The organism is Chryseobacterium sp. KLBC 52 (assembly GCF_003347605.1).
GTDB lineage: Bacteria > Bacteroidota > Bacteroidia > Flavobacteriales > Weeksellaceae > Chryseobacterium.
The window spans coordinates 21,815-41,603 of record NZ_QDFZ01000002.1 but is presented as its reverse complement, the minus strand read 5'-3'; the positions used below and the strand labels follow the sequence as shown (position 1 = coordinate 41,603).

At 37.4% G+C, this 19,789-nt stretch carries 17 protein-coding genes; 8 read left to right on the top strand and 9 right to left on the bottom strand.

Annotated features, from left to right (window positions below):
- Window positions 1–6: 6 nt before the first annotated feature.
- Window positions 7–2,454 (bottom strand): bifunctional aspartate kinase/homoserine dehydrogenase I, encoded by a 2,448-nt coding sequence (gene thrA, locus DDF69_RS01820; RefSeq protein ID WP_114819282.1) that lies wholly within the window; start codon window positions 2,452–2,454, stop codon window positions 7–9.
- A gap of 333 nt (window positions 2,455–2,787) precedes the next feature.
- Between thrA and DDF69_RS01810 the strand changes: the two genes are divergently transcribed.
- From DDF69_RS01810 to DDF69_RS01800, 4 genes are all read left to right on the top strand, one after another.
- Window positions 2,788–2,982, top strand: coding sequence for a bacteriocin-like protein (locus DDF69_RS01810; protein ID WP_114819280.1), 195 nt, complete (start codon window positions 2,788–2,790; stop codon window positions 2,980–2,982).
- 49 nt (window positions 2,983–3,031) lie between these two features.
- Window positions 3,032–3,202 carry a bacteriocin-like protein gene (locus DDF69_RS21975; RefSeq protein ID WP_156106417.1) on the top strand — a complete coding sequence of 57 codons (171 nt, stop codon included), beginning with the start codon at window positions 3,032–3,034 and terminating at the stop codon, window positions 3,200–3,202.
- Between the two features lie 41 nt (window positions 3,203–3,243).
- A complete protein-coding gene (locus DDF69_RS01805; protein WP_114819279.1) occupies window positions 3,244–3,441 on the top strand; it encodes a hypothetical protein in 198 nt (65 codons plus the stop codon).
- Window positions 3,442–3,509: 68 nt separating this feature from the next.
- A complete protein-coding gene (locus tag DDF69_RS01800) occupies window positions 3,510–3,713 on the top strand; it encodes a bacteriocin-like protein (RefSeq protein WP_114819278.1) in 204 nt (67 codons plus the stop codon).
- Between the two features lie 55 nt (window positions 3,714–3,768).
- Here DDF69_RS01800 and nadA read toward each other — a convergent pair whose 3' ends face one another.
- From nadA to DDF69_RS01785, 3 genes are all read right to left on the bottom strand, one after another.
- Complete coding sequence (gene nadA / locus DDF69_RS01795) at window positions 3,769–4,788, bottom strand: quinolinate synthase NadA (RefSeq protein WP_114819277.1); 1,020 nt, start codon at window positions 4,786–4,788, stop codon at window positions 3,769–3,771.
- 111 nt (window positions 4,789–4,899) lie between these two features.
- Window positions 4,900–5,466 (bottom strand): guanylate kinase, encoded by a 567-nt coding sequence (gene gmk / locus DDF69_RS01790; protein WP_114819276.1) that lies wholly within the window; start codon window positions 5,464–5,466, stop codon window positions 4,900–4,902.
- Between the two features lie 86 nt (window positions 5,467–5,552).
- Entirely contained in the window at window positions 5,553–6,410 is an 858-nt protein-coding gene (locus tag DDF69_RS01785) for a YicC family protein (RefSeq protein WP_114819275.1), read from the bottom strand.
- Window positions 6,411–6,710: 300 nt separating this feature from the next.
- Between DDF69_RS01785 and miaA the strand changes: the two genes are divergently transcribed.
- Window positions 6,711–7,631, top strand: coding sequence for a tRNA (adenosine(37)-N6)-dimethylallyltransferase MiaA (gene miaA, locus DDF69_RS01780; RefSeq protein ID WP_114819274.1), 921 nt, complete (start codon window positions 6,711–6,713; stop codon window positions 7,629–7,631).
- 330 nt (window positions 7,632–7,961) lie between these two features.
- On the opposite strand, the gene DDF69_RS01775 is transcribed toward miaA, so the two are convergent.
- The 4 genes from DDF69_RS01775 to DDF69_RS01760 all read right to left on the bottom strand — a co-directional run bounded on the left by DDF69_RS01775 (window position 7,962) and on the right by DDF69_RS01760 (window position 14,888).
- Window positions 7,962–9,374, bottom strand: coding sequence for an efflux transporter outer membrane subunit (locus DDF69_RS01775; protein ID WP_114819273.1), 1,413 nt, complete (start codon window positions 9,372–9,374; stop codon window positions 7,962–7,964).
- Between the two features lie 169 nt (window positions 9,375–9,543).
- Window positions 9,544–12,726, bottom strand: a complete 3,183-nt coding sequence (locus DDF69_RS01770; protein WP_114819272.1) for an efflux RND transporter permease subunit — start codon at window positions 12,724–12,726, stop codon at window positions 9,544–9,546.
- Between the two features lie 40 nt (window positions 12,727–12,766).
- A complete protein-coding gene (locus tag DDF69_RS01765) occupies window positions 12,767–13,927 on the bottom strand; it encodes an efflux RND transporter periplasmic adaptor subunit (protein ID WP_114819271.1) in 1,161 nt (386 codons plus the stop codon).
- Window positions 13,928–14,291: 364 nt separating this feature from the next.
- On the bottom strand, window positions 14,292–14,888 hold the full coding sequence (locus DDF69_RS01760) for a TetR/AcrR family transcriptional regulator (RefSeq protein WP_034694942.1): 597 nt from the start codon (window positions 14,886–14,888) through the stop codon (window positions 14,292–14,294).
- Window positions 14,889–15,200: 312 nt separating this feature from the next.
- Between DDF69_RS01760 and DDF69_RS01755 the strand changes: the two genes are divergently transcribed.
- Complete coding sequence (locus DDF69_RS01755) at window positions 15,201–15,755, top strand: thioredoxin family protein (RefSeq protein WP_002976725.1); 555 nt, start codon at window positions 15,201–15,203, stop codon at window positions 15,753–15,755.
- 288 nt (window positions 15,756–16,043) lie between these two features.
- Here DDF69_RS01755 and DDF69_RS01750 read toward each other — a convergent pair whose 3' ends face one another.
- Window positions 16,044–16,949 carry an AraC family transcriptional regulator gene (locus DDF69_RS01750; RefSeq protein WP_114819270.1) on the bottom strand — a complete coding sequence of 302 codons (906 nt, stop codon included), beginning with the start codon at window positions 16,947–16,949 and terminating at the stop codon, window positions 16,044–16,046.
- A 123-nt stretch (window positions 16,950–17,072) separates the two neighbouring features.
- Between DDF69_RS01750 and DDF69_RS01745 the strand changes: the two genes are divergently transcribed.
- Entirely contained in the window at window positions 17,073–18,302 is a 1,230-nt protein-coding gene (locus DDF69_RS01745; RefSeq protein ID WP_114819269.1) for an MFS transporter, read from the top strand.
- A gap of 2 nt (window positions 18,303–18,304) precedes the next feature.
- Window positions 18,305–19,786, top strand: coding sequence for a trehalase family glycosidase (locus DDF69_RS01740; RefSeq protein WP_114819268.1), 1,482 nt, complete (start codon window positions 18,305–18,307; stop codon window positions 19,784–19,786).
- Window positions 19,787–19,789 lie beyond the last annotated feature (3 nt).

The following is a 19,789-nucleotide window of genomic DNA, read 5'->3' as shown; positions in this document are numbered from 1 at the left end:
GTGTTTTTAAATAGAACGGATAATATCTGCAAAAACTCCGCTTGCCGTTACATCAGCTCCGGCACCGGCTCCTTTTACAACCAAAGGCTGCTCAGAATATCTCAGCGTTTTAAAAATAACAATATTGTCTTTTCCATATAAGTGAAACAGATCACTATCCGGAGCAATATGCTGTAAACCTACTTTGGCTTTTCCGTTTTCAAATTCTGCGACATATTTTAATACTTTGCCTTCAGTTTTAGCTTTATTTAATAAGTTTTTAAAGTGATCTTCATATACTGTAAGCTTTTCGTAAAAACTTTCAACGCTTCCCTGCATGCATTCTTCAGGCAGAAAACTTATGTTTTCAATTTCCTCAAACTGAAGCGGATATCCTGCCTCTCTTGCCAGAATTAAAATTTTTCTTGCTACATCTGTTCCGGACAGATCAAGTCTTGGATCCGGCTCTGTATATCCTTCCTTCTGAGCCTGAGCCACTACTTCAGAAAAAGTTCTGCTTCCGTCATATTCATTAAATACAAAATTCAATGTTCCACTCAGTACGGCCTGAATAGATTGAATCTGGTCTCCGCTTTTGATGAGGTCATTAATAGTTCCTATTACCGGAAGCCCTGCTCCAACGTTGGTTTCAAAGTAGAAATTACAGCTGTGGTTTCGTGCCGTATTTTTTAATGTTTTATACTTTTTGAAATCTGAAGAAGCTGCAATTTTATTACAGGCCACGATGTTTATACTCCTTTTTAATAAGCTTTCATACACTTCGGGAATGTCAGCGCTTGCCGTTACATCAATGAAGACAGAATTTCTAAGATTTCTGCGGATAATTTCATCAGCAAATTCTCTGGCAGAGACTTTTTCATTCTGCTGATTCCAGTTAAGGTAATCTTCCTGTGAAATTCCCTGGTCTGAAAATAGCATACAACGGCTGTTGGAAATTCCTGCAATTCTAAGGTTGATCAAAAAGTTTTCTTTTAGATAATCATTTTGGGTATAAATCTGCTGGATGAGTTTTGAACCTACATTTCCTGTTCCACAGATGTACAGATGGATTTGCTTTATTTCAGACTCAAAAAATTCTTCATGAAGTACATTGACGGCTTTTTTACTATCTTTTTCTGAAATAACGATACTTATATTTCTTTCCGAAGATCCCTGTGCAATTGCTCTTATATTGATCCCGTTATTTCCTAGACATCCAAACATTTTTGCACTCACACCGCTTCTGCTTTTCATACTTTCTCCTACTAAAGCGACAATAGAAAGCTCTGTTTCAATTTTTACGGCATACACTCTTTCCAGATTGATATCATCAGCAAAAGAAGAATTGATGGCGTTTTCAGCACGTAGAGCTTCTTTTTTCTCAATAGCAATGGTGATTGAATGTTCTGAAGATCCCTGTGTAATAAGAATGACATTTATTTTTTCATGACTTAAGCATTGAAATAGTTTTGCTGAAATTCCGGGTATTCCTACCATTCCACTGCCTTCAAGGGTAAGCAGGGCAATATTGTTCATGTTTGAAATTCCTACTGCAATCTGTTTTTCATCTTCTGAACATCTCAGTTGATGGGAGATTAAAGTTCCCCGTGCCTCCGGGTCAAAGGTGTTTTTGATGAGCAGGTTTATATTTTTTACCATCACAGGCTGAATGGAGGGCGGATAAAGGACTTTGGCTCCAAAATGAGACAGTTCCATCGCTTCATGATACGATATTTCTGAAATAGGTTTGGCATTGGAAACTAAACGTGGATCGGCAGTCATCATTCCGCTTACATCGGTCCAGATCTGAAGTTCTTCCGCATCAATAGAAGCCGCAACAATAGAAGCCGTATAATCTGATCCACCTCTTCCTAGTGTAGTGGCATTATTTTTTTTGTCCCTCGCAATAAAGCCTGGTCCTATGATAATACTGTTCTGATTTTCATTCAGAAAACAGGCGATATTATTTTCAGTAGAATCGAAATCTACTTTTGCGTTGGTAAAATTACTGTCTGTTCTGATAAGCTCTGCAGAATTCATCCATACGCAGTCTAGTCCTTCATGCTGTAATCTCGCCGCTATAATTTTTGACGACAGAAACTCTCCGTATGAGGCGATTTTATCTTTAATTCTATCTGTGAGTTCACCAAGTACGGCAATTCCATTGCAGAGGTCTTCGATATCATTAAAATGCTTTTTTACAAAACTTAACCATGAGCTTTGCTCTGCGATTGGGAAAAGTTCTTTCACCAGGCTGATATGTTTTTCTTCAAGATTCTGAACAATCCTGATATAACATTCATCCTTTACAGAGGCATATTCTGCTGCTTTGATCAGTTGATCCGTTACACCGTGAAGAGCGGATACAATAACAACAACTTTACTTTTTAAAGATTCACTTTTTATGATTTTTTCCACCAGTAATATATTCTGAGAATGGGCGACTGATGTTCCGCCGAATTTTAAAACTTTCATCAATTATTTTTTTGAAGTTGAATAAAAAGAAATGGATACTCTTTGAAAAAAGAGTACGGGTACCGGAAATAATATGTGAAAATTTACCCCGTTATGGGGTAGTTGTTGTAGTTGTGAATGTAGAAACAGAAGATACGCCTGAAATAGTAGCTTTCAGGGCAGAAATATCAGATATGCTTCTTAAAAAATTCATTGTAACAGAACAAATGTACAAATTATTTTGAAATGACCAAGTTTTTAACATAATAAAATATATTTCCATTTTAGGAGATATGTTTGGTGTAATTGATTAAAAATGTTACATTTATGATATTAACTAATAATAAAATAATCATGAAAAATTTAAAGAAATTAAACAGAGAAACTCTGAAATCAATCGGTGGAGGAGATGTGAATACCTGTTTTGAGAATTGTCCTGCCGGACCCTACGGACCTGGTGAACCAAGATCATGTGCCGATTATTATGCACTACCGGAGTGCTGTAAAGGAAGAGTATTAGTAAGCTTTGAATGCTTTGGTCCTTACTGATTTACATCATGAATTTATTGTTATTATAGAATACTAAAATTATTACAATATGAAAACAATCAAGAAATTATCAAGAGAAGATCAAAAAAATATCAAAGGTGGTTTCACTGATATTCAGATTGAAGCATGCGGAGGAGAGCAATTTGTCTGTTTCCGCGGAGGTGGAAAGTGGGGCTGCTGGCTGAAACCGGGAGGAACCTGTTATGCACCGATGCTATAGCATTGGATAAAGACTAGACCCGATTTGAAAAATAAAATACTATGAAAAATTCAAAAAAATTAAACAGAGAAAGCTTAAGAGCTATTATCGGAGGTATTGGAGACAGCTGTGCTGTAGATCTTGACTGCGGACCGAAAGGATGTGCGGTATGTACAGATTTTAAAGGACGTAAAGTTTGTCTTTACCTATTCCCTTATGATCCATCCATTCCAGGCAGCTGTATGGTTCTGGAAGGCTAGAAAAATATTGTTTAAAAACGATCAATTTATTATAAAAACAGACAATCAAAAATTAATTTAAAACTACTATGAAAAATCTAAAGAAATTAAACAGAAAAGAACTTCAAGCACTGCAAGGGGCAGGTTCAGCCACGTGTACAGGATGTCCTAAGAATACTACTTACGGAAATAATCCAGGCGATGCTCCATGTGAAGCTTTTCAAATGCTTCCTGACCGTTGTAAAATGTGTGTTATTGTGGATATGTCATGTATGAGCGGAGGAGTATCTTAAACATAATATCTGTCCTTAGAACAATAAAAAAGCACTGTGAAAACAGTGCTTTGATTTATTTTATACTTTTCGAAAGGTCCAGCATGGCTTCAATAGGTTTCAATGCTTTTAATCTTAATTCTTCGTCGATAAGAATTTCAGGAAGCTCATATTTCATACATAAATACAGCTTTTCCATGGTATTACGTTTCATATAGAAACATTCTGAACAGTTGCAGCTTTCATCAAAAACCAGTGCAGGAATCAGTTCCTTGTGAGGAGCACGTTTTCTCATTTCGTGAAGAATTCCTTCTTCTGTAGCGATGATGAATTTCTGACAGTCATCTTTTTCTACATAGTTCAACAGGGCAGAAGTGGAACCGATGAAGTGAGCCAGTTTTAATACTGCTTCTTCACTTTCAGGGTGTGCAATCAGTTTTGCATCCGGATTATCTGCCAATTGCTGGGCAATTCTTTCCATTGAAAATGCTTCGTGTACTACACAGCTTCCGTCCCAAAGGATCATATCACGACCTGTTTTCTTAGACAGATATCTTCCCAGGTTTTTATCCGGTGCGAAAATAATTGGTCTGTCTTTCGGAAGGGCTTCAATTACTGTTTCAGCATTGGAACTTGTTACGATGATGTCACTTTCTGCTTTGGTTTCTGCATTACAATTGATGTAAGTGGCAATTAAAGCATTCGGGTGCTGTTCGCGCATTTTTCTCAATCCTTCTCCGGAACAACCGTCTGCCAGTGAGCATCCGGCCATGGTATCAGGAAGAACTACTTTTTTAGTTGGATTCAGAATTTTAGCGGCTTCTGCCATGAAATGTACTCCACAGAATACAATCATGTCAGCATTGGTATCTTTAGCCTGTCTAGCCAGCTGTAAAGAATCTCCAAGGAAATCTGCGATATCCTGAATTTCTCCGGGCTGGTAGTAATGGGCAAGGATCACCGCATTTTTTTCTTCTTTCAGTTGAAGAATGGCTTTCACAAGCTCTTCTCCCTGAGGAATAGCAATATCTTTTATATCCAGAAATCCTCTGACAGGAATTGCAGATTTAGCTTTTTCTAATGTTTCGGTACTCATATCAACCTCAATTTTTTCTTTTATAGAAGTTAGAGATTAGAAACTAGAGGTTAGTATAAAATGAGGATAATTTTCCTGACACTAAAAAAACTAACTTCTAATTTCTAACTTCTAGTTTCTTTCTATAAAACTTTTTATTAAACTTTCTATTTCTATTTTAGCTGCATCAAGATCTTCATTAATCACGATCTTGTCAAACCCGCTGGCGTAGGTCATTTCTTCTTCTGCCTTTGCTACACGGGTTTTTATGGTTTCTGCATCATCTGTGTTTCTGGAGATCAATCTTCGTTCCAATTCTTCAATGGAAGGCGGTTCTATAAAAATAGACAACGCTTTATCACCGAAATATTTTTTTAACGAAATTCCTCCTTTTACATCTACATCAAAAATAACTACTTTTCCCTGATTCCAGATTTTCTCTACTTCAGACTTTAAAGTACCGTAATATTTGTCAGTATATACTTCTTCATATTCTACAAAAGCATCTTCAGAAATTTTCTGTCTGAACTCATCCGGTGTCAGAAAATGATAATCTACCGCATGAACTTCACTTCCTCTGGGCTGTCTCGTTGTACATGAGATTGAAAATTCCAGCTCAGGAAATGTTTCCAGTGAATGCTTTACCAATGTAGTTTTTCCGCTCCCTGATGGTGCTGAAAATATAATTACTTTATCCATTTTTTACAATTTCGGGTTACGAGGTCCGAGTTTTGGGTTTCTTTTTTAGAAATGACAACCACGCATCTCATACCTCGTACCTATCATTACAATACGTTTAACGTTTGTTCTTTAATTTTTTCAAGGTCATCTTTCATCATCACTACCAGTTTCTGGATTTCTGCGTGATTGGCTTTAGAACCCAGGGTATTGATTTCTCTTCCGATTTCCTGAGAAATAAAGCCCAGTTTTTTTCCATTGAAAGATTCATTGTCCATTACTTCTTTGTAATATTTCAGGTGCTGGGCAAGTCTTACCTTTTCTTCAGAAATATCAAGTTTTTCAGTGAAATAGGCCATTTCCTGGTAGAAACGGGTTTCATCAACGTTTTCGAATTCTTTCAAAGACTTCTGATAACGTTCTTTCACGCTTACAATTCTTTCTTCTTCAAAAGGAATCACTTCTCCAAGGTACTTGTCAATATTCTGGATATTTCTGTTGAGTTCCTCGTGTAAAATACCGCCTTCAGTTCTTCTGAATTCTTCGAATCTGTCTACGGCATTATTGACAATCTTAGCCAAAGCTTCCCATTCACCTTCTGTCAATTCGTCAGGTCTGGATGTGATGGCATCAGGAAGTCTTACTGCCATTTTAAGGTATTCGAAATTGGGACCGTCAGAAGCTATGTTTTTAAGTTCGTTGATATAAGAGTCAATTAAGTTTTTATTGATTTTTACATCATTGGACTCTTCAAGATTCTCAATATTAACGTAGCAGTCTACTTTTCCACGGATAATTCTATCGTTAAGAATTTTTCTGATTTCAAATTCTTTTTCTTTATAACGTAAAGGAATTTTAATATTTAAATCAAAGCTCTTGCTGTTCAGAGATTTAATATCTATAGTAATTTTTTTTCCTTCAAAAACATCTTCGGCTCTACCGAATCCGGTCATTGATAAAATCATAGTTTTTTATTGTTCTACAAAGATAAACATTTTAAGTCTATACTATAATACCATGAAACTTCGACATAAAATATATGATTATTCAATTTTTAAATTTATTTGAACCATTAAGAACATATAAGCTGTTAAGTTAATTAAGGAAAAAAATCAGGTAGATTTTTATAAGTGTCATGCTAAGAGCAAAGCTCATCTTAATATTCTCAACTTCTTCATTAAAACTTAATGGTTCAAAATAAACAGTAGCTTTATTTGTATTTAAAAATAAAAAATCAAATGAGTGCATTTTCGTAAATTAGCGCGGTGAAAAAGAAAAATTTAATTTCTGTAGTAGGACCCACCGGAATTGGAAAAACGAGATTGGCAATTGATTTGGCTCAGTATTTCAATACGGAAATTATTTCCTGTGATTCCCGCCAGTTTTTTAAAGAAATGAAAATAGGAACTGCAGCACCTTCGGAAGAAGAACTGGCCGGAGCACCTCATCATTTCATCGGAAATCTTTCAGTGAAAGACTATTATTCTATCGGGCAGTACGAAGAAGATGCCCTCCAAAAGCTTAATGAGCTTTTTACTATACATGACACTGTCATTCTTGTTGGCGGAAGCATGATGTATGAAAAAGCGGTGATAGAAGGTCTGCATGATCTTCCGGAAGCCAATGCTGAAAATCAGGAGAAGCTTCAAAATATCATGGAGCAGGAGGGAATTGAAAAACTTCAGGAGATTTTAAAAGAACTGGATCCTGAATATTTCAATGTAGTGGATATTCACAATCACCGCAGGCTGTTGAGAGCTATTGATATTATCTGGCAAACGGAAAAAAAATATTCTGAACATATTTCGGTTTCTCAAAATGGAAGGGATTTTAATGTAATCAGAATCGGAATTGAAGCGCCAAGAGAAGAATTATATGAAAGAATTAACCGCAGAGTGGATATCATGATGGAGAATGGACTGCTGGATGAGGTGAAAAGTCTTGAGAAATTCAAAGAACTGACGGCTTTGAATACGGTAGGTTACGCTGAGCTGTTCAGATATTTTGATGGAGAATGGGATCTGGATTTTGCGGTTTCAGAAATTAAAAAGAACAGCCGCAGGTATGCAAAACGCCAGCTGACGTGGTACAGAAAGGCGGATGATATTCATTATTTACAATTGGGGTATTCTGAAAAAGACTATGAAGATTTATTGAAATGGCTTGCGGAAGAGTTTGAAAAGTAATTGCTTCTAGCTTTTAAAATAGAGATTCCTATGGAATGACACAGTGTACATGAAAACTAAGCGCTTAGTTTGTCATTCTGAACGGAACAAAGTGGAGTGAAGAATCTCATTAACAACTAAAGAGATTCTTCCTTCGTCAGAATGACAAGCAGAATGTTTTTAACTTGGTTCTATGGAGTTTTATCTTCAAAATCTATTTGATTTTTCTTAAATTAAACTTAGCAACTTAAATGTTCTTAATGGTTCGATGATCATTCATTTCATCAATAAAGTCATAAAAAATGCGGCTCTTTTCAGAGCCGCATCTTAAAACAAATATAATTTAATTTACTACTTCCAACCGCCGCCTAAAGCTCTGTATAAATCTACAATGCTGCTTAATCTCTGTCTTTTAATGGAAGCCAGATTCAACTCTGCCTGTAGGGAGTTCCCTTGTGCTGTAATCACTTCCAGGTAATTGGCTGAACCTCCTTTGTAAAGAAGTTGTGCACTTTTAATTCCATCTTTTAACGTGGTAGATTGCTCTGTGGCTTTCTGTTCCTGAACTTTTAAGTTTTCATTGGAAACCAAAGCATCAGAAATTTCTCCCACAGCATTTAATACCGATTGACGGAATGCAAGAACATTTTTTTCTCTTTGAATTTTGGCTACTTCCAGATCTGTTTTTAATTGTCTTTTCTGGAAAATAGGCTGGGTAATTCCTCCTAAAACCGATCCGAATAACGAAGCCGGAATCTGGAACCAGTTGTCAAATTTGAATGAATTGACTCCTCCGTTAGCGGTAATCTTCAATGCCGGATACATATTCGCCTGAGCAATTCCTACCATCGCATTGGATTCTAATAAAACCAGTTCCTGCTGACGAACGTCTGGTCTTCTGCTTACCATCGCTGCCGGAAGTCCGGCTGTAATGTTTTGAGGTAGAGAGGTATCAGACATTTCAATGGTTCTGTTTACTTTATTAGGCAGTTCACCTGTCAGAATACTTAATGCATTTTCCTGAATAGCGATATTCTGCTCCAGCTGGGCAATCAGAAGTTCTGTTGCCTGTTTCTGTGCGGCTGCCTGCTGTACTCCTAAAGAAGTGTTATCACCACTTTCCCACATTTTTTGGGTCATTAACAGGGTATTGCTTGTGAGTTCCAGATTGGATTTTGCAATCGCTAATTGTCTGTCAAGCATCAACAAATTATAATACCCTTGGGCAATAGCTGCTACCACCTGAGTCTGAACAGCCTTTGAACCTTCATACGTCTGAAGATACTGCATTCTTGAAACTTCCTGCTGGTTTTTGATTTTTCCCCAGATATCCGCTTCCCATGAAAGGTTGAAGGCTGCATTATAGTCTTCAACATGGCTTGAACCTAAAAATAAATTTAAGCTTTGCCCGTTCATACTGTTTTTGGAAGGTCTTGAAATCTGTCCGCTTACTCCGAAACCAACGTCCGGATATTGCATATATTTTGCCTGTTTCAGTTTTTCCTGTGAAGCAGCTACCTGCTTCAGGGCAATCTGAAGGTCATAATTATTTTTAATTCCTTTTTCAATCAATTCCTGTAAAATAGGATCACTGAAAAACTGTTTCCACTCCAGATTGGCTATGCTGGCAGTGTCCGCAGTGGCGGTGTACTGGAACTTTTCCGGAAGAGGAAGCTCAGGCTCCGTGTATGCCAGTTTAGACACACACGAAACAGAGCCGATGGCCAGCACAAATGTTAGAATAATATTTTTAACTCTTTTCATAGTTTTTAAACTTTTAATTGAAAACAAAACTTAGAGAGGTTTCTGTTGAGGCAAAATTGTCTTTAGTAGGAGAAAATAGTTAGCTTTTGTAAACCATTAAGAACAGGCAGGTAAATAGGTAAACCTATGATCTTAAAATTTTCTCTAAGTTTTTGTCATTCATTTTTTATTAGTGACTAGCAGCTAAAAGCTCTTCCTCCATTTGTTTTTTCAGAAGTCTTTTCTTTTTTCTGCTTGGCATTTTTTCATGCAGGTACTGGAACACTACATACATTACCGGAATAATAAAGATCCCGAATATTACTCCTGTAAGCATTCCACCTACGGTACTGTAACCGATAGAGTGGTTTCCTTTTGAAGATGCACCTTGCGTCCATACCAGTGGAAGCATTCCGACGATGAAGGCAAAAGAGGTCATTAAGATCGGTCTTAAACGTAATCTTGATGCCTGAAGTGCAGATTCAATTAATGTCTTACCTGCTTTTCTTCTCTGTACAGCAAATTCTACAATCAGGATGGCATTTTTCGCCAATAGTCCCACAAGCATGATCAATCCTACCTGAACGTAAATATTGTTATCAATTCCAGCTAATCCTGTGAAAGCAAATACTCCGAAAATCCCTGTAGGAATGGTAAGAATAATAGCAAATGGAAGGATATAACTTTCATATTGAGCTGCCAGTAAGAAGTAAACGAATAGAATACTTAAGAAGAAAATAAAAGCAGTCTGTCCGCTAGTTTTAATTTCTTCACGGGTAATCCCTGTCCACTCATATCCATATCCTCTCGGAAGTGACTGTTGAGCAACTTCTTCTACCGCTTTGATGGCATCTCCGGTACTGTAACCAGGTTTCGGAGTTCCGTTAATCGTTACGGCGTTGAAAAGGTTGTTTCTTGTTACCGTTTCTGGGCCGAAAGATCTTTTTAACGTTACCAGAGTTTTGGCAGGAACCATTTCTCCTGATTTATTTTTTACATAAATTCCTTCCAGTGAATTAACATCCGTACGGTAAGGAATATCTGCCTGAGCCATTACTCTGTAATATTTCCCGAATCTGTTGAAATCCGATACAAAGCTACTTCCGAAGTAGATCTGCATGGTCTGCATCAATTCTGTTACGGAAACACCTAACTGATTGGCTTTATCCGTATCCACATCAATAGTATACTGAGGGTTTCCTGCCGCATAGGTTGTAAAGGCAAAAGCAATTTCAGGTCTTTTCATCAGCTCTCCAATGAATTGTTGAGTAGTTGTTCCCAACTGTTCAAAAGAACCGTTTGTTTTATCCTGAAGCATGAATTCAAATCCGGAAACGTTACCAAAACCTTGTACAGTAGGGAAGTTGAAGAAGAATGCGTTGGCATCTTTCACCTGGCTTACCTTACCTGTTAATGTTGCAGCGATCTGATCCGGGTCTTTCATCTCACCACGCTTGTCATAATCTTTAAGCTTGATGAAACCTGCAGAATAGGGAGAAGCGTTGGCATTACTGATGAAGTTCATCCCGTCTGCTACCCAAAGGTGATTAGTTGCTTTTTCACCGTTGATAATTTTATCAATTTGAGCCGTAGCTCTGTGTGTTCTTTCTAATGAACTTCCCGGAGGAGTATTCACTGCATACAATACGAATCCCTGGTCTTCCGTAGGAATAAATCCTGATGGAGCTTTTTTGATAAAAAATACACTTGCTGCTGTGATGACAACAAGACCTCCTATCGCAACCCATTTGTTTTTAATTAAAAACTTAAGGCTATAGATGTATTTTCTGGTCATGCTGTTGAAGCTCGCATTGAAAGCATTGAAGAATCTTGCTCCAAAACCTTTTTTATGACCGTGCTCTCCATGTTCTCCCTGAGGATCATTTAAGAACATTGCACATAATGCAGGACTCAATGTCAATGCATTCACTGCTGAGATTAAAATCGCAATCGCTAATGTGAAAGCAAACTGTCTGTAGAAAACCCCTGCAGGTCCCTGCATAAATCCAACCGGAATAAACACGGCACACATTACCAATGTAATGGAAATAATAGCTCCTGAAATTTCGCTCATCGAGTGCATCGTAGCATGTTCCACAGGCATTCCCGTTTGTTCCATTTTAGAATGGACGGCTTCTACCACCACAATGGCGTCATCCACTACAATACCAATGGCGAGTACCAATGCAAATAAGGTAAGCATGTTGATACTGAAACCAAATAACTGAAGGAAGAAGAAGGTTCCGATAATCGCTACCGGTACGGCAATAGCCGGAATTAAGGTAGATCTGAAATCCTGAAGGAAAATAAATACTACAATAAATACCAAGATGAAGGCGATAACAAGTGTTTCCACAACCTGATGGATAGAAGCATCCAGGAAGTCTTTGGAATTATACATGATAATAGGTTTCACTCCTTTTGGAAGAGTGGTTTCCATTACTTTTACCTGCTTTTCAATCTCGGTAAGGATTTCGTTGGCATTGGATCCGGCTGTCTGCAGAATAGCAAATCCGGCAACCGGTTTTCCGTCTACTCTGTTGGTTGCTGTATAAGTATAAGAACCAAATTCTACTCTTGCAACATCTTTTAATCTTAAGAAAGATCCATCACTGTTTGCTTTGATAGCGATATTTTCATAATCTTCATCCTTGTTCAGTTTTCCTTTATATTTAAGGATATACTCGTAAGTTTCCTTACTTCCCTGTCCAAGACGACCCGGAGCAGCTTCAAGGTTGTGATCTTTAATGGCTCCTAACACTTCCTGCGGAGAAAGATTATTAGCTGCCAGACGATCCGGTTTCAGCCAGATTCTCATGGAATAATCCCTTGTTCCGAATACCTGAGCCTGTGCTACACCCGGAATACGCTGTATCTGTGGAATAACATTAATTTTCAGATAGTTTTGAAGGAATAATTCATCATATTGTTTTTCATCTTCACTGGTTAATCCCATGAACATGATCATACTGTTCTGAACCTTCTGGGTTGAAATCCCGGCCTGTACTACTTCCTGAGGCAGCTGGCTCATCGCTTTCGATACACGGTTCTGTACGTTTACTGCTGCATTATCGGCATCAGCGCCCTGTTTGAAGAAAACACTCAGGGTCATAGTACCGTCGTTACTGGAGTTGGAAGTCATATAGGTCATATTCTCAACCCCGTTCACGGCTTCCTCAATAGGAGTGGCAACCGAACGTGCTACCACCTCAGCATTAGCTCCAGGATAGAATGCCGTTACCTGAACGCTCGGTGGAGCGATATCCGGGAAGAGGGCAATCGGTAAATTAAAGAGAGACAAAGCTCCCAATAATAAGAGTATTATGGAGATGACCGTTGAAAGGACCGGTCTTTCTATAAATTGTTTTAACATAAGAAGTTTATTTTTTTTAGTCTTCTGTATTCGGAAAGGACTATAATGGTTTCGCCTTTAATAAGCTGTCAGAAGAAATGTTTTTCGGCTTAACAGAAGCACCGTCTTTCAGGTTTCCAATTCCTGTGAATACAATTTTTTCTCCAGGCGCAAGCCCTTCAGAAATAAAATAATAGCTATCCGTTTTTCCTGATATTTTGATCGGTCTTCCGGTTACCTTCTGGTCTTTACCCATTACATAAACATAGGTTTTATCCTGAATCTCGAAGGTTGATTCCTGTGGAATAACCACTGCATTGGAGAGCAATTGAGGCATACGCACTCTTCCTGTATTTCCGGTTCTTAAAGTTCCGTTGGCATTAGGGAAAACGGCACGTACACTGATGGCTCCGGTAGTTTTATCAAACTGTCCGTCTACAATACTCAATCTTCCTTTTTCAGGGTAAGTACTGTTGTCGGCAATCACAAGATCTACCATCGGCATATTTTTAAGTTTTTCTTCAAGACTTGCTCCAGGATATTTGTTCTGGAAAGCAATGAAGTCAAGTTCACTTAAAGAAAAATAGGCGTAGATTTCACTGATATCAGATAATAAAGTCAATGGATTTACATCTGTTCTTGAAATCAGACTTCCTTTTTTATAAGGAATTCTTCCAATATAACCGCTTACAGGAGCTGTAATGGTTGTAAATCCTACGTTGATTCTTGCGCTTCCTACAGAGGCTCTCGCTTGTGCAGCTGCTGCTACAGCCGCTTCATAATTGGCTTTTGCAGTTTTAAGCTGTACATCAGAAACTACTTTGGCAGCAACCAGTGGCTGAAGTCTGTCTACTTCCACTCTTGCTTTTTGGATATTGGCATTGGCAGCCTGAAGATTAGCCTGAGCCATATTCATCTGTTCGCCATAACTTCTTGAATCTATTTTAAATAACGGTTGTCCTGCTCTTACATAAGCTCCTTCTTCTACATAGATTCTATCCAGGTAACCATCTACCTGAGATCTGATTTCTACGTTGTTTTTCCCTTCCAAAGCAGTTGGGAATTCCTGATATGTAGTAGCGGGTGAAGTGATAACGGTATAAACCGGAAGTTCTGGAGCTGGAGGTGCGGCATTGGTTCCTTCTGCGGCTTTTGTGCAGCTCTGTAAAAGAATTATACTTGCAATAAGTACAATAAACCTTGTTTTTCCAGGTAATTTCATTGTTGGTTTAATTTTTTTAATGAAGTGTTAGAGGTAAGTAAAGTGTTTTGATAAATGCTGTATTTTTTCCTAACAGTGTTAATAATTAGTTCAAAAAAAATTACAGAATTTTTAATGTCCGATAAAGTCGATTGTTTCCATAATTGAAAATTGTTTTTAAGGTATTGAAGTGTATAATGTTGGTGTAAGGTGTGTTAATTTTACTAACAGTGTTAATTTATAAGCAAAAAATGATTAATTTTAACAACTGAAAACGATGAATGGTTTCATAAAAGCTTGAGTTTTTAATCAGGAATAACAGAAACATTTATATTAATTCAGTGTTAAGTTTCCTAACGGTGTTAATTTTTAATTCAAAAAAAAATTACAAAGACTTAATAAAAGCCGAAACAGTTTCGTCCAATGTAGTCTTATTCATTGTTGAAGGGATATCAGCTGTACGCATCATCATAATAGAGATCATACCGTGTACGGCAGAAAACAGAGCGTGAGACATATGACAGGCATTGTCCGGATTGGATCCGTTTTTCTTTATTATCTCATAAGTACATTCATAGATAAGCTCCTGAAATGATGAGAATTCCTTTTTCATCTGACCTTTTCCGCAACACTGCATTCCAAGACCAAACATCAGCTGGTAATATTCCTTGTTTTTAAAAGCAAAGTTCCAGTACGCATCCACAATGGCAACAAGTTGCTCTTCCGGAGTATCGTGTTTCTGCTGAGCTTTTAAAAGTTCTATATGTAACTTGTGGAAGCCATCTAAAGAAATTTCAAATAGAATAGCTTCTTTATTTTCAAAATAATCATATACAACGGGAGCACTATACTCAATAGCATCTGCTATCTTACGCATAGAAAGCGAACCCCAGCCTTCAGTTTTCGCCAACGTAAAAGCAGCCTGCAAAATATTTGCACGGATGGATTCTTTTTCTCGTTGACGGCGTTCATGTAGACCCATGATATTTATTTACTAACAGCGTTAGCAAAACTACAAACTTTTTACTATAACTTCCAAAGGATATTATAAGTTTTATAAATCTGTCGACTATTTAAAGAAAAATAAACTAAAGGCTGGATGCTGGAAGAATGGGAGCTGGAAGTTATTTTTAAGGCTGAATAATGCAATAATAGAATTTGGCTATAACTATTTTTGAGGGCTGAAAATCTTCCCTCCTCCAGCTTCCAGCTTCCTTACTTTATTAAAAATGAAAATGTCTTCTTCCTAATTAACAAAAGAAATAATTATCTTTGCCGGTAAAGAAGTAAGGATATGAATACTCCCTCAAATATGTTGGCATTAGGAACAAAAGCTCCGTTTTTTGAACTTCCTAACCCGTCAAAAACGAATGAACTTCAGTCTTTGGAAGAACTGAAAGGAGAAAAAGGTACTTTGGTAATCTTTATGTGTAACCACTGTCCGTTTGTTCTTCATGTAATTGACAAGATCAATGAACTATACGAAGATTATAACGAGCGCGGAATTGAATTCATCGCCATCAATGCTAATGATATCGAAAAATATCCGGCAGATTCTCCGGAAAAAATGATCGAATTCCAGATTGAAAGAAGATTTGATTTCCCTTATCTGTTTGATGAAAGCCAGGCGGTAGCAAAAGCTTATGATGCAGCCTGTACACCGGATTTTTATTTCTTTGATGATAAGCTTGATCTTGTATACAGAGGTCAGATGGATGATTCAAGACCGGGAAATAATAAAGATGTAACTGGTGAAGACCTGATTATTGCTTTTGAAAATCTTTTGGCTGGAGAACCTCAGGAAGAAATTCAGAGACCTAGCATGGGATGCAATATTAAATGGAAATAATTGCTGGTTTATTTAGTTACTGGTTTTTTCTCAATAATACAGAGCTGCTCTTTTGGAGTGGCTTTTTTGTTTTTTGTTGATTCATAGATTGGGGCTTTCTCTCGCAGATGACGCAGATTTTTAATTCTTAGTAAATTTCTTCACTCACTTTGTCACTCCGTAGGAGTCTCAGCACAGCTTGTATTCTTTTATTGTAAACCTCTGAAAAGTAAGCCTAGATTCCTACGGAATGGACAATACAACGTTTAGCATAACCACACGAATTGTTGACAAGAATCGAGTAAATTATTAAAAACTTACTTTGGCTTTGACCTCTTTTTCAACCTTCAGATCCACATTCACTTTATTATGAGAGTAATTCCTGATAAATTCCGAAGGAGTTTTCCCCGTATATTTTTTAAACATCCTGTTAAAATACGTCACATTATTAAAACCACATTGATAACTGCATTCTGAAATAGACCTGTCCTGAGCCATCAGCAGACATGCTTTATTGATTCTATATCGGTTCACAAATTCTGTAAACGTAATCTGAGTTGCTTTTTTAAAGAAATTACAGAAAGCGGGTAGAGTGAGATTAGCTAGTTTTGCTACTTCTTCAATATCAATTTCCTTGTCGTAATTATGCTCTACATAGGTGAAGATATTCTCAAGACGGGTTTTATTTTTAGAAATAATGGTATAAGGCATGATTTCCTTATTTAAAAGATCATAATCCTCACATTTCGAAAGCTCAAAAAGAATTTCCAACAGCAATAAGTATCTTTTGTAGCCTTCTGATTCCAGGATCAGCTTCAGTTTGGGGAGCATTACTTTTTTTACTTTTTGATGAAAATGAATCCCATATTTGGAACGTTCCAACAGATTTTTGATGGATCTTGATTCTACTTCCTGCTCTGGAAACTGGAGGATTTCCTCTTTGAACTGAAGTACAATTTCTTCATGCGGATCTATAGAGTTGAGTCCAAATCCGGAGTGGGGAATATTAGATCCGATTAACACCAGATCACCATTCGTATAATTACTTTTATGGTATCCTACGTGGCGGGTTCCGCTCCCGGAAATCACACATACCAGCTCAATTTCGGGATGATAATGGTATTCCCATTTGAATTCTGAAATGGGAGAATTATTGTGTATGGTACGGAATGAACTCTTTTCATTAGGGATCACCCTTTCAAAAGTAACTTTCATTTAATTAATCATATTTAATTACTAAAAATACTAAATATATTAATATAGTTCAAATATTGATTTACTGTGTTAAATTATCGTTAACAGAAATGCTTCTATCTTAGCCGACAAGAAATCACCTGAATGAAAAATCTTAACATCAAGGCCGTTTTATTTTTAAACTATTTTGTCTTCGCCATTCTTCTAAATTCTGTAGGAACAGTCATTCTACAGGTACAGCAGAATTTTGGGATTTCAAAATCGTCGGCCAGTGTTTTGGAAGGCTTCAAAGATCTTCCGATTGCCATATGTTCTTTCATTCTGGCTTCATTTCTTCCGAAGATAGGAATCAAAAAATCAATGCTGATTGCTTTATTGCTGGTAAGCTGTATGTGTTTTGTAATGCCGTTTACCAATGCCTTCTGGGTATTCAAGTTATTATTTGCAACCGTAGGAGTTTCATTTGCGTTAATCAAAATATCGGTTTTTACTTCTATCGGGCTGGTAACGGAAACAGATAAAGAACACTCCAGCTTTATGGGATTTCTGGAAGGGTTTTTCATGATTGGAGTACTGGCGGGAAATGTTTTATTCAGCTTATATATAGATGATCATAATCCGAAATCTACAGAATGGCTGAATGTGTATTGGGTATTGGGAGGACTTTCAACGCTATCTTTTTTATTCTTATTCTTTTCAAAACTGAATGAGCAGGAAGCTAAAAGTGATAAAACAGATTTATTGGGAGATTTAAGAAACAGTGCAAGTTTGTTCAGTTATAAAAAAGTGTTGTGCTTCTTATTGTGTGCATTCCTTTTTGTATTGGTAGAGCAGAGTTTTCAGACATGGACGCCCACATTTTATAAAGAGATTTTAAAAGTGCCTACCTCTATGAGTATCCAGGCAGGAGCGGTTTTGGCAGGAGCTTTTGCGTTGGGAAGATTTTTATCGGGATTCTTCTCCAAAAAATTCAGTTGGATCTATGTAGTTTCTTTTTGTGTAGTCGGTTTTGCTATCAGTTTATTGTTGGTTTTACCATTGACTCATAATATTCATATTGATACAAATACAAACTGGATGAATGCCCCTTTGGTCGTTTATTTATTTCCTTTGATGGGAGGTTTGCTGGCACCGATTTATCCAAGTATCAATTCTGTGATTCTGGCATCAATCCCTAAATATCTGCACAGTGCGATGTCAGGGCTTATTGTTGTGTTCTCAGCAATCGGAGGAACGATAGGTTCTATTATTACCGGTTTTGTGTTTCAGGAATTCAGCGGTCAGCAGGCATTTTATCTTTCCCTGATTCCGCTTTCATTATTGATCACTTCTGCGGTTTTCATGAATAAATTAAAAATTAATCCTAAAAAATAACAATGAGTAATCAGCTTTACATAAACGAAATTCAAAGTCTGTTTGATGAGGTACAGAGATCTGAAATTTTTGAAGATCAGAAAATGATGACGGATGCAGTTCCTCTGTTTCCAATTGCAAAGATCAATGAGGATTATGAACAATCCAAAAATACGGAAGGTTTTGATCTGAAAGATTTTGTGATGACTCATTTTGACTTTTTAGGAGCAAGAGTTTCTATTCAGAGAGAAGATCAGCTCCCCATTGGAGAGCATATTGAAAAATTATGGGATGAATTGACCCGTACAGCGTATGAAGAAAAAGGTACCCTTTTAAAATTACCCAAACCCTACATCGTTCCCGGAGGTCGTTTCAATGAATTTTTCTATTGGGACAGCTATTTTATTATGCTTGGATTGCAGGTTTCCGGAAGAGTAGAAATGATGGAGAATATTATTGAAAACTGTTCTTATCTGATCCAGAATGTAGGATTTGTTCCGAATGCCAGCAGAACTCACTTCCTGAGCAGATCGCAGCCTCCTTATTTTTCACTGATGCTGGACCTTCTTTTTGAAACGACAGAAGACAAGGCGATTTATACGAAATACCACGAAACACTGGAGAAAGAATATGCTTTCTGGATGGATGGCGAAGAAGGGCTTGAAAACAATTCCAGCGTAAAAAGAATAGTGAAAACAATAAACGGAGATATCCTGAACCGTTATTACGATGCAGAAAATGCACCACGCCCCGAAAGTTATCTGATCGATATTGAAGATCATGAGACCGCTTCAGGCGATGAATTTTACAGAAATATAAGAAGCGCCTGCGAATCCGGCTGGGATTTTTCCAGCAGATGGTTTGCAGACGGAGAAAATATACAGACGATAGAAACGCTGAACCTGGCACAGGTTGATCTGAACTGCCTTTTGTGGCATTTGGAAAAGACTTTAGCGAAATCTTCAGCACTTCAAAATCTGAGTGAAAAAGAAAATTATTTTTCAGAAAGAGCAGCAAGCCGAAGACAGATGATCAATAACTATTTCTGGGATGGAAATACTAACAATTATAAAGATTATCACACAAAAAAAAACACAAAAACACCGTCTGAACATATTGCTGCTCTTTACCCTTTATTCCTTGAAATTGCAGATCAGAAGCAGGCTGAGGCAGTTGCTAAAGCTGTTGCTGAAAAGTTTCTTTACCAGGGAGGGCTTGTTACGACAACCAAAAACTCAGGCCAGCAGTGGGATCTTCCCAATGCATGGGCTCCTTATCAATGGTTAGGATTTAGAGCAATGAAAAATTACGGCTTTGACGAGCTGGCAGAAAAAATTAAAAACAACTGGTGTTCCAATGTAGAGAGGGTCTACAAAAACACCGGGAAACTGATGGAAAAATACAATGCATTAGACACAGAAACAATAGCAGGCGGCGGAGAATACCCTAATCAGGACGGATTCGGTTGGACCAATGGAGTGTATTTACAATTACAACAAAACTGAAAC